Origin of the sequence: Janthinobacterium sp. TB1-E2 (genome assembly GCF_036885605.1) — a bacterium.
Taxonomy (GTDB): domain Bacteria; phylum Pseudomonadota; class Gammaproteobacteria; order Burkholderiales; family Burkholderiaceae_D; genus Janthinobacterium; species Janthinobacterium aestuarii.
Genome location: NZ_CP142523.1, coordinates 2885289 through 2897937, shown reverse-complemented (window position 1 = coordinate 2897937; position 12649 = coordinate 2885289). Strand labels below are relative to the sequence as shown.

Annotated in this window: 12 protein-coding genes; 9 read left to right on the top strand and 3 right to left on the bottom strand. The window is 62.2% G+C overall.

Features of this window, described 5'->3' with window-relative positions; translation table 11 throughout:
* The first annotated feature begins 11 nt into the window (after positions 1-11).
* The 5 genes from OPV09_RS13180 to OPV09_RS13160 all read left to right on the top strand — a co-directional run bounded on the left by OPV09_RS13180 (position 12) and on the right by OPV09_RS13160 (position 5290).
* A complete protein-coding gene (locus OPV09_RS13180) occupies positions 12-629 on the top strand; it encodes a helix-turn-helix domain-containing protein (protein WP_338682054.1) in 618 nt (205 codons plus the stop codon).
* Complete coding sequence (locus OPV09_RS13175; RefSeq protein WP_338682053.1) at positions 626-1285, top strand: Asp/Glu/hydantoin racemase; 660 nt, start codon at positions 626-628, stop codon at positions 1283-1285. Before OPV09_RS13180 ends, OPV09_RS13175 begins: the two co-directional genes overlap by 4 nt.
* Positions 1286-1664: 379 nt before the next feature.
* Positions 1665-4349, top strand: coding sequence for a magnesium-translocating P-type ATPase (gene mgtA / locus OPV09_RS13170; RefSeq protein WP_338682052.1), 2685 nt, complete (start codon positions 1665-1667; stop codon positions 4347-4349).
* A 36-nt stretch (positions 4350-4385) separates the two neighbouring features.
* A complete protein-coding gene (locus tag OPV09_RS13165; protein WP_319993046.1) occupies positions 4386-4727 on the top strand; it encodes a hypothetical protein in 342 nt (113 codons plus the stop codon).
* On the top strand, positions 4724-5290 hold the full coding sequence (locus tag OPV09_RS13160) for a ribonuclease HI family protein (protein ID WP_338682051.1): 567 nt from the start codon (positions 4724-4726) through the stop codon (positions 5288-5290). The genes OPV09_RS13165 and OPV09_RS13160 overlap by 4 nt, the downstream gene beginning before the upstream one ends.
* On the opposite strand, the gene OPV09_RS13155 is transcribed toward OPV09_RS13160, so the two are convergent.
* From OPV09_RS13155 to OPV09_RS13145, 3 genes are all read right to left on the bottom strand, one after another.
* Positions 5287-6924, bottom strand: a complete 1638-nt coding sequence (locus OPV09_RS13155; RefSeq protein ID WP_338682050.1) for a methyl-accepting chemotaxis protein — start codon at positions 6922-6924, stop codon at positions 5287-5289. The two genes, OPV09_RS13160 and OPV09_RS13155, sit on opposite strands and share 4 nt — an antisense overlap.
* An 81-nt stretch (positions 6925-7005) precedes the next feature.
* Positions 7006-8613, bottom strand: a complete 1608-nt coding sequence (locus tag OPV09_RS13150) for a methyl-accepting chemotaxis protein (RefSeq protein ID WP_338682048.1) — start codon at positions 8611-8613, stop codon at positions 7006-7008.
* Positions 8614-8851: 238 nt separating this feature from the next.
* Positions 8852-9343: a chemotaxis protein CheW gene (locus OPV09_RS13145; protein WP_034752308.1), complete on the bottom strand. Its 492-nt coding sequence runs from the start codon at positions 9341-9343 to the stop codon at positions 8852-8854.
* Positions 9344-9391: 48 nt separating this feature from the next.
* Between OPV09_RS13145 and OPV09_RS13140 the strand changes: the two genes are divergently transcribed.
* The 4 genes from OPV09_RS13140 to OPV09_RS13125 all read left to right on the top strand — a co-directional run bounded on the left by OPV09_RS13140 (position 9392) and on the right by OPV09_RS13125 (position 12649).
* Positions 9392-9670 carry a hypothetical protein gene (locus OPV09_RS13140; protein WP_338682047.1) on the top strand — a complete coding sequence of 93 codons (279 nt, stop codon included), beginning with the start codon at positions 9392-9394 and terminating at the stop codon, positions 9668-9670.
* A gap of 3 nt (positions 9671-9673) precedes the next feature.
* Positions 9674-10324, top strand: coding sequence for an HD domain-containing protein (locus OPV09_RS13135; RefSeq protein WP_338682045.1), 651 nt, complete (start codon positions 9674-9676; stop codon positions 10322-10324).
* 119 nt (positions 10325-10443) lie between these two features.
* The gene (locus OPV09_RS13130) at positions 10444-11727 is read left to right on the top strand and encodes a TCR/Tet family MFS transporter (protein WP_070303117.1); all 1284 of its coding nucleotides are present in this window, start codon (positions 10444-10446) and stop codon (positions 11725-11727) included.
* Positions 11728-11827: 100 nt separating this feature from the next.
* Positions 11828-12649, top strand: a complete 822-nt coding sequence (locus OPV09_RS13125; RefSeq protein WP_072454011.1) for a substrate-binding periplasmic protein — start codon at positions 11828-11830, stop codon at positions 12647-12649.

Genomic DNA, 12649 nt, shown 5'->3' with positions numbered 1-12649 from the left:
ACTACCCTCATATGAAGAAACGTTCGGCCTCGGCCGATAACATCTGCGCCGTCGCCGTCTTGCATTTTTCCGAACACGGCTACGACGCCTCGTCGCTCAGCTACATCGCCGAACAGGCGGGCATGCGCAAGGCTTCGCTGTATTCGCACTTCGCCGGCAAGGACGCCCTCTTCCTCGACGTGTTTGCCGACGCGCTGGCCGAGGAACAAGCGTTCATGGATAGCTGCTTCGCCGACGAAGCGGCGCTGACGGCGCCCGGCGGCCTGCAGGCCGGCGCCCTGTATTGCGACCGCATGGCGCAGCGCTACGCGGAGTCGGCCCACCTGCGCTTTTTGCTGCGCACGGCATATTTACCGCCCGCGCCCTTGCGCATCGAAGTCGGCACGGGCTATGAAGCCTTGCTTGCGCAATTGCAGCGACATTACGTGGCCAGTCTGGGCCGCATGGCGCACGCCCTGGCGCCGCAACGCGTCGACCTGTACGCGCAAGCCTACCTGGGCATCGTCGACAGCCTGCACGTCGAGCTGATCTACGCAGGCGGCGCCGCGCTGCAGCAGCGCCACGCGGCACTGTGGCAGATTCTGTCCGATTCACTGGCGATGGTGCAAACGGCTACGCCTTCCTCATGACATCATTCATTTCCTTCCTGCACACGTCTCCCGTGCATGTGGCCAGCTTCGCACGCCTTCTCGACACGCAGGCGCCAGGCATGGTCGCCGAACACCATGTGGATGAAGCGTTGCTGGCGGCGGCGCAGCAAGCCGGCGCCGACGAGGCCGCGCTGGAACGGCGCATCCACGCCGCCATGGCGGCTGCCGCTGCCAACGGGGCGGCCGTCGTGGTCTGCACGTGCTCCACCATCGGAGCCGCCGCCGAACACACGCCGACCGGCGGACGCTACACCGCCATGCGCATCGACCGCGCCATGGCCGATGCCGCCGTGCTGGCAGGCCCGTGCATCCTGGTCGTGGCGGCCCTGGCCAGCACGCTGGCGCCCACCACGCGCCTGTTGCAGGAATCGGCTGCCGCGCTGGACAGGCCTATCCAGTTGCAGTCGCTGCTGGCCGAAGGCGCGTGGACGCACTTCCAAGCTGGCGATCACGCGACGTATATCGGCGCCATCACCGGCTGCATAATGACAGCCACGCCGGCGGCCGACGTGATCGTGCTGGCGCAAGCGTCGATGGCGCCGGCAGCGCAGGCACTGCAGGAACTGGGCGTGCCGGTGCTGTCGAGCCCATCGCTCGGTGTGGCGCGGGCGCTCGCGCAATTGCAGGCACCTTGACGTCAACATTACACTTTGGAAACCTAAGATTTCTTCAGTTGACACTCTTGCAGCCCATCCATAAGATGCCCTCATTATTCATTTACGGAGTCCCACGTGGGTACTTGTTCTAGTGACAGTAGCCGATCTTGTATCGGTGATTGCCTCGGCAGCTAAACAGCAAGCAACGCGGAACTCTCTTTCCTCCGTGCCTTGCTGAGCAAGGTGCGGTGTCTCGCGCGGCCAGTCCGGCTGCGCGCCTCCTCCCTCTTTCCGATCGCGACCGGCTACTGACCCGGATTGCCCGCCTGCGTCATGGTTCGCCATGTTGCGTCGGCGGCACGCAAGTCTTGCCTGCGGCTGCGCCGCCCGTCAACACCTCGCCGTGAAAGGAAGAGCTATGAATCTCTTCACCCGCTTATTCGAATCGTTCCTGCGCAAACGCCATACGGCCGGTCATTTCCGCCGCCGCGCCATGCCGCTGGAAAACAGCACGGCCCGCCCCGTGCCCGACCACCTGGCGCGCCAGCTGCTGGCCGCCGCCCATGAAGAGCTCGACAGCGCGCTGAACCGTCTGCACACACGCATCGAAGGCTTGCGCGATGCCGAGGCGCAAGTCATCGGCGCACAAACGGGGCCGAATGAGGTCGAGCATGAAAAGCCGCTGGCCTGGTACCAGCATCTGTGGCTGTGCTACAAGAATCCATTCAACCTGCTGCTCACCGTGCTGGCCGTCGTGTCCTACCTGACAGAAGATCCGAAGGCGACCATCGTCATCGGCACCATGGTGATTTTGTCGACCCTGCTGCGTTTCGTGCAGGAAGGCCGCTCGAACCGCGCCGCCGAGCGCCTGAAAGCCATGGTCAGCAATACGGCCACCGTGCTGCGCAATGGCCAGCAGATCGAGCTGCCGATCCGCCAGCTGGTGCAGGGCGACATCATCGTGCTGTCGGCCGGCGACATGATCCCCGCCGATTGCCGTTTGCTTTCCGCAAAAGACCTGTTCGTCAGCCAGGCCGCCATGACCGGTGAATCCTTGCCGGTGGAAAAGATGGCCGAGCTGGCCGACGCCCATGGCAAAGACCCGATGGACCTGGCCAATTTGCTGTTCATGGGCACGAATGTGATCTCGGGCGCGGCCACGGCGCTGGTACTGGCGACCGGCAACCGCACGTATTTTGGCACCATCGCCACGCGAGTGACGGCCACTGAGCGCACGCCGACGGCGTTCGAGGCGGGCGTGAACAGCGTCAGCTGGCTCTTGATCCGCTTCGCCCTCGTGATGGCGCCGCTCGTGTTCCTCATCAATGGCTGGACCAAGGGCGACTGGATGGAAGCTTTCCTGTTTGCCCTCTCTGTCGCTGTCGGCCTGACGCCGGAAATGCTGCCCATGATCGTCACCAGCACCCTGGCCAAGGGCGCCGTGAAACTGTCGAAAAAGAAAGTCGTCGTCAAGCGCCTCGATGCGATCCAGAACTTCGGCGCCATGGATGTGCTGTGCACGGACAAGACGGGCACCTTGACGCAAGACAAGATCGTGCTTGAGCGTCACACGGACGTGTTCGGCCAACCGTCCGATGAAGTGCTGCAATTTGCCTATCTGAACAGCCACTACCAGACCGGCTTGAAAAATCTGCTGGACCGCGCCGTGCTCGACCATGTGGAATTGCAGACGGAAATGCAGCTGGCGCGCGATTACGTCAAAGTCGATGAAATCCCGTTCGATTTCGTACGCCGCCGCATGTCCGTCGTCGTTTCCGAAAAAAATGATCATCATGAGCTGATCTGCAAGGGCGCCGTCGAGGAAATCCTCGCCGCCTGCAGCCATCTGCGCCTCGGTGGCGTGAATATTCCGCTCGATCCTGCCCTGCTGGACAAGGTGCTGGAAACCACGCATGGCCTCAATGCGGAAGGCTTGCGCGTAGTGGCCGTGGCCGTCAAGGAAGTGCCGCCGCATAAAACCGTGTATGGCGTGGCCGATGAAACGGCGCTGACCCTGATCGGCTATGTGGCGTTTCTGGACCCGCCAAAGGAATCGACGGCACCCGCCCTGCGCGCGCTGGCCGAACATGGCGTGACCGTGAAAGTCTTGACGGGTGATAACCACCTGGTGACGGCAAAGATCTGCCGCGAAGTGGGCCTGGCCGTGCATGGCGTGCTGCAAGGCCCGCAGCTCGATGACATGGACGACGCCACCCTGGCGCAGGCGGCAGAGGACAACACCGTGTTTGCCAAGCTCAGCCCGCTGCACAAGGAGCGCCTCGTGCGCGCGCTGCGCGGCAATGGCCATATCGTCGGCTTCATGGGCGACGGCATCAACGACGCGCCCGCCCTGCGCGCGGCCGACATCGGCATTTCCGTCGATTCGGCCGTCGATATCGCCAAGGAAGCGGCCGACATCATCCTGCTGGAAAAGAGCCTGATGGTGCTGGAAGAAGGCGTGCTGGAAGGCCGGCGCACCTTCAGCAACATGCTCAAATATATCCGCATGACGGCCAGCTCGAACTTCGGCAATGTGTTTTCCGTGCTGGTGGCCAGCGCCTTTTTACCGTTCCTGCCGATGCTGCCGCTGCACTTGCTGGTGCAAAACCTGCTGTACGACGTGTCGCAGATCGCCATCCCGTTCGACAATGTCGATGCCGAGCTGATCCAGCAGCCGCTGAGCTGGAATCCGCGCGACATCGGCCGCTTCATGGTGTTCTTCGGACCCATCAGCTCGATCTTCGACATCAGCACGTTTATCCTGATGTGGCATGTGTTCGGCGCCAATACGCCCGAGCAGCAGACACTGTTCCAGTCCGGCTGGTTCGTCGTGGGGCTGCTGACGCAAACCTTGATCGTGCACCTGATCCGCACGCCCAAGCTGCCGTTCATCGACAGCATCGCATCCGTGCCCCTGCTGGTGGCCACCACCGCCATCATGGCCGTGGGCGTCTTCCTGCCGATGGGTCCGCTGGCGACCTACTTCAAGCTGCAAGCCTTGCCGCTCGGATATTTCCCATGGCTGCTGGGCATCCTCGTCTGCTACACGGTGCTGACAACGTTCATGAAGCGCGTGTATCTGCGCAAATTCGGCTGGCAATAGTATGATGAGCCGCTCTTTCTTCTCACAAAGGCACGCATGAGCGGCTCCCCCCTTTCCAAACGTAATCTCGCCCTGCTGCTGTCGGGTCTCGTGTTTCCCGGCAGCGGGCATTTTGTATTGAAACGCAAGGCGCGCGGCTGCCTCTTCCTCGTGCCGGCCCTGGTCGCGCTCGTGCTCGTATTACGCCAGATCATGGCACGTTTGGACCAGGTAATGGCACAGATCGACAGCGGCGCCCTGCCTCTCGACGTGCAGCTGATCGTGGAAAAGGTCGATGCGCTGTCCGCCAATGACGGCCCGGCCATGACAGTGGCCGTGGGCGTCCTGGTGGCGTGCTGGGTAGCCAGCCTCATCGACACCCTCCTGATCAAGCCATGACGGAAGAAGCGGTCGCGCGCAAAGCACGCAAGGAAGCCAAGATGCAGGCGCGCCGCGCGCAGCTGGTGCTCAGCCGCCAGGACCATGGCGGCCCGCTGGCCTGGCGCGGCTGGTTCGACGGTTCCGCCCACCCGAACCCGGGCAAGCTGGGCATAGGCGCACTGCTGCTGGGACCGAATGGCGAGCGCATCGAAGTGAGCGAGGCGGCCGGGTATGGCAGCAGCAGCGACGCGGAATATGCGGCCCTGACGGCCGTGCTGCAAGCGGCACTCAAGGTGCGCCCGCCGCCCGTGCAGTTGCTGCTGTTCGGCGACAGCCAGGTGGTGATCAACGACGTGCTGGGAACGACGCCGGTGGGCGCCAAAGGACTGGAAACGCAAAGGGCCACCGTAGTGGCCCTGCTGGAACAATTCAATGAGGTCAGCTTGCGCTGGCTGCCGCGCCACAGGAATGGCGAGGCGGACAAACTGTCGCAGATGGCGGTCGATCGGGGGTCAGACCCGCCGGGTCTGACCCCAGCAGTTGATGTAGGGCCTAAGTCCCCCCGGCAACCATCAAATTAAGCAACGCGGCCGATCCGCAAGGCTTCTTGCTGCGCCTTGGCTGCCGGGCGCTTGGCACCCTTCAAACCGCTGACACTGGCCTGCTGCCCATTCAGTTTGAACACGCTGACGACTTGCGCCAGGTTATGCGCCTGGTGCTGCATCGATTCGGCGGCGGCCGCAGACTCTTCCACGAGCGCCGCATTTTGCTGCGTGACGGCATCCATCTGGCCGATGGCGCGGTTGATCTCGTCAATACCCACGCTTTGCTCGCTGCTCGCTGCCGTGATTTCCGTGATGATATCGCTCACGCGCTGCACACTGTCAACGATATCGGTCATGGTCGAACCGGCTTGCGCCACCAGCATGCTGCCCGCGTTGACTTGCTCCACGGATGCGCCGATCAGGGTCTTGATTTCTTTCGCTGCTGAAGCGGAACGTTGCGCCAGGTTGCGCACTTCGGACGCGACGACGGCAAAGCCACGGCCCTGCTCGCCGGCGCGTGCCGCTTCCACGGCCGCGTTCAGCGCCAGGATATTCGTCTGGAAAGCGATGCCATCGATGACACTGATAATGTCGACGATCTTGTTCGACGAAGCATTGATCGATTCCATCGTACCCACCACCTGCGCCACGACTTCGCCGCCCTTGACGGCCACTTGTGCGGCCGATGCCGCCAACTGGTTGGCCTGGCGCGCATTGTCCGCATTCTGTTTCACGGTCGACGTCAGCTCTTCCATCGACGACGCCGTCTCTTCCAGCGAACCGGCCTGCTCTTCCGTGCGGGAAGACAGGTCCTGGTTGCCGGCGGCGATTTCCGTCGACGAGGTGGCGATGCTGTCCGTGCCCGTACGCACTTCGCTGACGATGTTGAGCAGGCTCGTGTTCATGTCCTTCAGCGCTTGCAGCAATTGCCCCGTTTCATCCTTGGCGCTGGCGTCGATCTGCGCCGTCAAGTCGCCATCGGCCACCTTGCGGGCAATCTCCACGGCCGTGCGCAGGGGGCGCACGATGCCCATCGTCAACAGCCAGGCGCAGACGACGCCAAAGCCCAGCGCCAGCACGGCCAGGGTCAGCAGCAAGTTGCGGCTCGTCTTGGCGACCTCGTCGATCTCGCGCGCCGTCTTGTCGATGCTGGCGCGCTGGTGCTGCAGCATGTCGTTGACCACTTTCAGGTATTTCGTCGAACCGGGCACGAAGATCCCACTGAAAGCTTGCTCCGCTTCCGCTTCCTGTCCATCCGCCTTCAGCTTCGACACTTGCGCGCGCGAATCGAGGTAGACCTTGCGCTGTTCGCTCACCAGGCGGAACAGTTCCTTTTCTTCCGGGCTGGAAATCAAAGCTTCGATTTTCTTTTGCAATTCCCCCGAGACCACCGACGATTGCTTGGCCTCTTCCGCAAAATATGCGCCCAAGCTCGTGTCGCTGCTGCGCGCGATGGCCGTAGTGCGGCGCACACCGCTGTCGATTTTCGCGTACCAGTCGGAAATATAGCGTTCCTTCGTCAGCGGCAATTCCATCATGGAACGCGTGGCCGTGGCCACGTCATGCAAGCGCCACACGCTGATGCCCGTGATGAGCATGGAAAACAGCAAGATCACGGCAAAACCCAGGCCGAGGCGCACACCAATACTGACGTTTCTTAACAAATTCATGTGAATATCCTAAAAAAGCGGAACCAGACTATATAAAAGGGGAACAGCAGAAAGCGGCTGCACGGGGCAGCCGCGGCGCCATCAGCGTGTGCCGATGCGCAAGGCGGTTTGCGAAGTTGCCGGGCGTTTCAGCGTCTGCTGGCCATTCAATTTAAAGACGCTGACGACTTGCGCCAGGTTATGCGCCTGGTGCTGCATCGATTCGGCGGCGGCGGCCGACTCTTCCACCAGGGCCGCATTTTGCTGCGTGACGGCATCCATCTGGCCGATGGCGCGGTTGATCTCGTCGATGCCCACGCTTTGCTCGCTGCTCGCTGCCGTGATTTCCGTGATGATGTCGCTCACGCGCTGCACACTGTCAACGATATCGGTCATGGTCGAACCGGCTTGCGCCACCAGCATGCTGCCCGCGTTGACTTGCTCCACAGAAGCGCCGATCAGGGTCTTGATCTCTTTCGCGGCAGAAGCTGAACGCTGGGCCAGGTTGCGCACTTCGGACGCCACGACGGCAAAGCCGCGGCCCTGTTCACCCGCACGGGCCGCTTCCACGGCCGCGTTCAGCGCCAGGATATTCGTCTGGAAAGCGATGCCGTCGATGACGGAAATGATGTCGACGATCTTGTTCGACGACGCGTTGATCGATTCCATCGTGCCCACCACTTGCGCCACGACTTCCCCACCCTTGACGGCCACTTGTGCGGCCGATGCCGCCAGCTGGTTCGCCTGGCGCGCATTGTCCGCATTCTGTTTCACGGTACTGGTCAGCTCTTCCATCGACGACGCCGTTTCTTCCAGCGAACCGGCCTGCTCTTCCGTGCGGGAAGACAGGTCCTGGTTACCTGCGGCAATCTGTGTCGACGAGGTCGCGATGCTGTCCGTACCGCTGCGCACTTCGCCGACGATGTTGAGCAGGCTCGTGTTCATGTCCTTCAGCGCTTGCAGCAATTGCCCCGTTTCATCGTTGGCGCTGGCGTCGATCTGCGCCGTCAAGTCGCCATCGGCCACCTTGCGTGCAATCTCCACGGCCGTGCGCAAGGGACGCACGATGCCCATCGTCAACAGCCAGGCGCAGACGACGCCAAAGCCCAGCGCCAGCACGGCCAGCACCAGCAGCAGGTTGCGGCTGGTAGTGGCGACGGCGTCGATCTCGCGCGCCGTCGTGTCGATGCTGGCGCGCTGGTGTTCCAGCAAGTCCAGCACCATCTTCTGGTACTTGGCGGCGGCCGGTACGAAGGTCTTTTCAAACACCTCGTTGGCGGCATCGACCTGCGCTTCGCCCTTCAGCTTGTAGACCTGGTCGCGCGAACCGATATACACCTTGCGCTGTTCCAGCAAGCCCGCGAACATGGCTTTTTCTTCCGGCTTGTCGATCAGCGCCTCGATTTTCTTTTGCAGTTCAGCCGAGCTGGACGACGACACTTTCGATTCTTCGGCGAAATAGCCGCTGAGCGAGGTATCGCTGCTGCGGGCAATGGCGATGGTACGGCGCACGGCGCTGTCGATGCGGCCATACCAGTCGGAAATATAGCGCTCCTTGGCCAGCGGCTGCTCCATCATGACGCGCGTGGAACTGGCCACGTCGTGCAGGCGCCAGACGCTGATGCCGGTAATAAGCATGGAAAACAGCAAGATCACGGCAAAACCGAGTCCGAGGCGGACGCCGATGCTGACGTTGCGTAATACATTCATGTGACTATCCTAAAAAGCCCTGATGCAGCGCGCCGAACGGCTGATGGCATCCATTGACGCGCTGCGTGGCTGCGCTATCAAGGCGGGCATGAAAAGTGAAACCAAAGTGAAACTGGCGCACGGTTCGGCTGAACCGTGCGCCAGGAAAGGCGCTAGCGTGCGCCCTGCAGAAAAAGCAAACAATGCTTGGGGTCAATTGTTTCCAACAAAGCCGATCAAAATGACAGGCGGGGGAAAATCAGGCGGCCAATTTTTCGATCAAGCCCATGTCGGCACTAGACATCAGCTGGTCGATATCGACCAGGATCAGCATGCGCTCGTCGATGGTGCCCAGGCCGATCACGTATTCCGTGTTGATCGAACGGCCCATGTCCGGCGCCGGCTTGATCTGCTCGGGCATCAGGGTGGTGACGTCGGAAACGCGGTCGACGACCATGCCGACGACGCGGTTGCCGATGTTGAGGATGATGACGACGGTGAACTGGTCATAGCTGGGCGTGCCCAGGTTGAACTTGATGCGCATGTCGACGATCGGCACGATGATGCCGCGCAAGTTGACCACGCCCTTGACGAACTCGGGGGCGTTGGCGATGCGGGTCGGCGTTTCGTAGCTGCGGATTTCGCTGACTTTCTGGATGTCGATGCCATATTCTTCCTGGCCCAGGGTAAAGGCCAGGTATTCGGCAGCCTTGGCAACGGTTGCGCCAGTATCGCTGGAATTGGTGTTCATGATAATCCTTTCGTTAACTCGCCTGGGGCGCAGGCCAGGGCGCGCTGCATGCAAGCCCTGGATGTGACGCGCCAAGCACGATGGAATGGCTGTCACTTGTATGTTTTTGCAAATACTTTCTCGCAATTAGCTTATGCTTCTAATTTCCGTGCGGCAATGTTACCCCATGTAAATTTTACATGCACTAAAAAAGAGCATTCGTCTGACCAGCGCTTTTCAAAAATACAATTTATGTGGCAAATACGGCACGCCGAAGTGCCGGGCGCCCCGCCCCACGCGGCGGCGTTTTATGCCACACTGGCGGCCCCTGCTTTTTTACGACTTTGAACCATGCATTCTTTGCTTTCCCAATGGCAACCACGTCTGCTGGCGCTGGCCACGGCCGGCCTGGGCGATGACAGCGCCCACGACATCAACCATCTGCACCGTGTCTGGCGCAATGCCAGCGTCCTGCTGGAAGAATATGCGCAGGCCGACGCCCTCACCGTGATGGCAGCGTGCTACCTGCACGACCTGGTCAACTTGCCGAAAAACCATCCCGAGCGCCATCTGGCCTCGCGCCAGGCGGCAACGCTGGCTTGCCGCCAGTTGGCGGAACTGGAGTTCCCGGCAGAAAAATTGGCCGGCGTGGCCCACGCCATCGAGACGCACAGTTTTTCCGCCAACCTGCCGCCGCACACGATCGAAGCGCAGATCGTGCAGGACGCCGACCGCATCGACGCGCTGGGCGCCGTGGGACTGGCGCGCCTGTTCTATACGGCCGCGCGCATGAATAGCGCGCTCGCGCACGGCACGGATCCGCTGGCCGCGCATCGCCCGCTCGACGACAAGGCCTACGCGCTCGACCATATCGTCACCAAGCTCGACAAATTGCCCGGCAAGATGCAGACGGCGGCGGGCCGCGCGCTGGCCGAACGGCGGCTGGCCGTGCTGACGGATTTCCGCGCCGCCTTCGCTGACGAATGGGGAATGGGCGCATAAGCCTGGTGGCGATAGCCAGCAGCACGCATGCTATCTATAATGCAAGCCTTAGCTATCGCGCCGCGCGTCAGCAGAAAACTGCAAGACGCCGGCGCAATACCAACGCGCCGAAAGCATGCATGTCCGATCAAACCAGCCCCGACAGCCATTCCCCGTCATCGCCCGCCGCGCCCGCGCGCGCCGGCAACCTCAATTTCATCCTCGTCTGCGTCTTCATCGATATGCTGGGCATCGGCCTCGTGGTGCCCGTGCTGCCCATCCTGATCGGCAATTTTGTCGACGGCAAGGATGCCCAGGCGTTCTGGTACGGCATCATGGCGGCCCTCTTCGGCTTGCTGCAGTTCATCTTCATGCCCATGCTGGGCGCCATCAGCGACCGCGTGGGACGCCGTCCCGTGCTGCTGTACTCGATGGCCGGCATGGGCATCAACTTTCTCGCCACGGGCTGGGCGCCGAACCTGGCCTGCCTGTTCATCGGCAGGGTCATCGGCGGCGTCTCGTCGGCCAGCATGTCGGTCGCGTCCGCCTATGCCTCCGACGTTTCCACGCCCGACAACCGGGCCAAGAGCTTCGGCAAGATCGGCGCCGCCTTCGGCCTGGGCTTCATTTGCGGGCCCATGCTGGGAGGCCTGCTGGGCGAAATCGACCTGCGCCTGCCGTTTTACGTGGCGGCTGGCCTGTCGGCGGCCAATTTCATCTACGGCTATTTCTGCGTGCCCGAATCGCTGCAGCCGGGCCCGCGCGCGCCGTTCACCCTGGCCCGCATCAACCCGTTTGCCGCGCTGCTGAAACTGGTGCGCCGCGTGGAGATCCGCGGCCTGGTGCTGGCCTTCGGCCTGATGACGTTTGCGCAAATGATGCTCAACACCACGTGGGTGCTGTACACGCACTTCCGCTTCGACTGGACGCCGCGCCAGAACGGCATCGCCCTGTTCTGCGTGGGCCTGTGCGCGGCCGTCGTGCAGGCGGGCTTGCTGGGCATACTCATCAAACGCTTTGGCGAAGTGCGCTTATCCCTGCTGGGCATGGCGTCGGGCGCCCTCACCTACCTGCTGTACGGACTGGCCACGCAAGGCTGGATGATGTATGCGCTGATCCTGTGCAACCTGCTGGCCTTTGCCGCCGGCCCGGCCCTGCAAGGCATCATCTCGAAATCATCGAACGCCAGCGAACAGGGAGAACTGATGGGCTCCCTGCAATCGATCAGCAGCCTGGGCATCATCCTCATGCCTTTGCTGGGCAGCATGATCCTCGGCGAAGTGAGCCATTTGCCGCCGCAGGACTGGCGCATCGGCAGCACCTTCTACCTGTGCGCCATCATGCAAACCCTGGGCATCCTCGTGGCCTGGCGCTACTTCAAGGCGCAGCGCCTGGCCAGACTTGCGGTTTCCACCACAAAGTAGTCGACGGCGTAATATTGCATTCGAGAAATAAATAGGCGAGAATGGGATAATCAGCGGGGCGTTACCGACGCCCGGCATTCGTTGGCAAGCAAGGATGGGTATGACTGACTTTTATTCCAGCGCCTGGCGCCGAACCATGGCCATGCTGGCGCTGGCGCTGCCGTCCCTGGCGGGCGCGCAATGCTCGCGCGACATCCAGGTGCCCGTCTCGGCGATCGGCGCCAGCGTGGTCGTCAGTGGCGCCACGATCAGCGGCATCTATCCAGACTTGCTGCGCAGCATGGGCGCCAAGCTCGGCTGCAACTTTGTCTTCACGGCCGTGCCCCGCGCGCGCCTGGAAGCGATGTTCGAAGCGGGCAAGGCCGACTTGCTGATCCCGGCCAGCAGCACGCCGCGGCGCGACCAGCATGGCCTGTTCATCCCGCTGATGGGCAGCCGTCCGCTGCTGATCTCGCTGCAGGGCACGCGCGCACCCATCAACACCATGCAGGAACTGATCGACCGGCGCGAATTGCGCGTGGCGCTCGTGCGCGGCTACGACTATGGCGTGTCCTACCAGGCACTGGCCAAGGAATTGAGCAGCCAGGGACGCCTGTTCTACGAAGTCGACGCGCTCTCCGTGGCACGTCTGATGCAAAGCGGCTTCATCGATGCCACCATCATGGCCCCCACCATCCTCGCCGGCGTGGCGCAAAACGATGCGCGCGTGTATGGCCTGGCCGACCGATTGCGCCTGGAAGCGCTGCCGGAATTGCCGTGGGGCATGAGCGGCGCCTACCTGTCGCGCAAGTCGCTGACGACGGAAGATCAGGCCACCTTGCGCGAACTGCTGGAAAAGGCGGGCCGCTCGGGCGTCCTGATGGAAGGTTTCCAGCGCCACCACCGCCAGGAATTGTTGTCGCAGAGCATACGCCCCCGCTAA

What these genes read in the sequence shown, in the direction of transcription:
- OPV09_RS13180 (WP_338682054.1), top strand. Translation starts at nt 12, where the DNA reads ATGAAGAAACGTTCGGCCTCGGCCGATAACATCTGCGCCGTCGCCGTC.
- OPV09_RS13175 (WP_338682053.1), top strand. Translation starts at nt 626, where the DNA reads ATGACATCATTCATTTCCTTCCTGCACACGTCTCCCGTGCATGTGGCC.
- mgtA (WP_338682052.1), top strand. Translation starts at nt 1,665, where the DNA reads ATGAATCTCTTCACCCGCTTATTCGAATCGTTCCTGCGCAAACGCCAT.
- OPV09_RS13165 (WP_319993046.1), top strand. Translation starts at nt 4,386, where the DNA reads ATGAGCGGCTCCCCCCTTTCCAAACGTAATCTCGCCCTGCTGCTGTCG.
- OPV09_RS13160 (WP_338682051.1), top strand. Translation starts at nt 4,724, where the DNA reads ATGACGGAAGAAGCGGTCGCGCGCAAAGCACGCAAGGAAGCCAAGATG.
- OPV09_RS13155 (WP_338682050.1), bottom strand. Translation starts at nt 6,924, where the DNA reads ATGAATTTGTTAAGAAACGTCAGTATTGGTGTGCGCCTCGGCCTGGGT.
- OPV09_RS13150 (WP_338682048.1), bottom strand. Translation starts at nt 8,613, where the DNA reads ATGAATGTATTACGCAACGTCAGCATCGGCGTCCGCCTCGGACTCGGT.
- OPV09_RS13145 (WP_034752308.1), bottom strand. Translation starts at nt 9,343, where the DNA reads ATGAACACCAATTCCAGCGATACTGGCGCAACCGTTGCCAAGGCTGCC.
- OPV09_RS13140 (WP_338682047.1), top strand. Translation starts at nt 9,392, where the DNA reads ATGCAAGCCCTGGATGTGACGCGCCAAGCACGATGGAATGGCTGTCAC.
- OPV09_RS13135 (WP_338682045.1), top strand. Translation starts at nt 9,674, where the DNA reads ATGCATTCTTTGCTTTCCCAATGGCAACCACGTCTGCTGGCGCTGGCC.
- OPV09_RS13130 (WP_070303117.1), top strand. Translation starts at nt 10,444, where the DNA reads ATGTCCGATCAAACCAGCCCCGACAGCCATTCCCCGTCATCGCCCGCC.
- OPV09_RS13125 (WP_072454011.1), top strand. Translation starts at nt 11,828, where the DNA reads ATGACTGACTTTTATTCCAGCGCCTGGCGCCGAACCATGGCCATGCTG.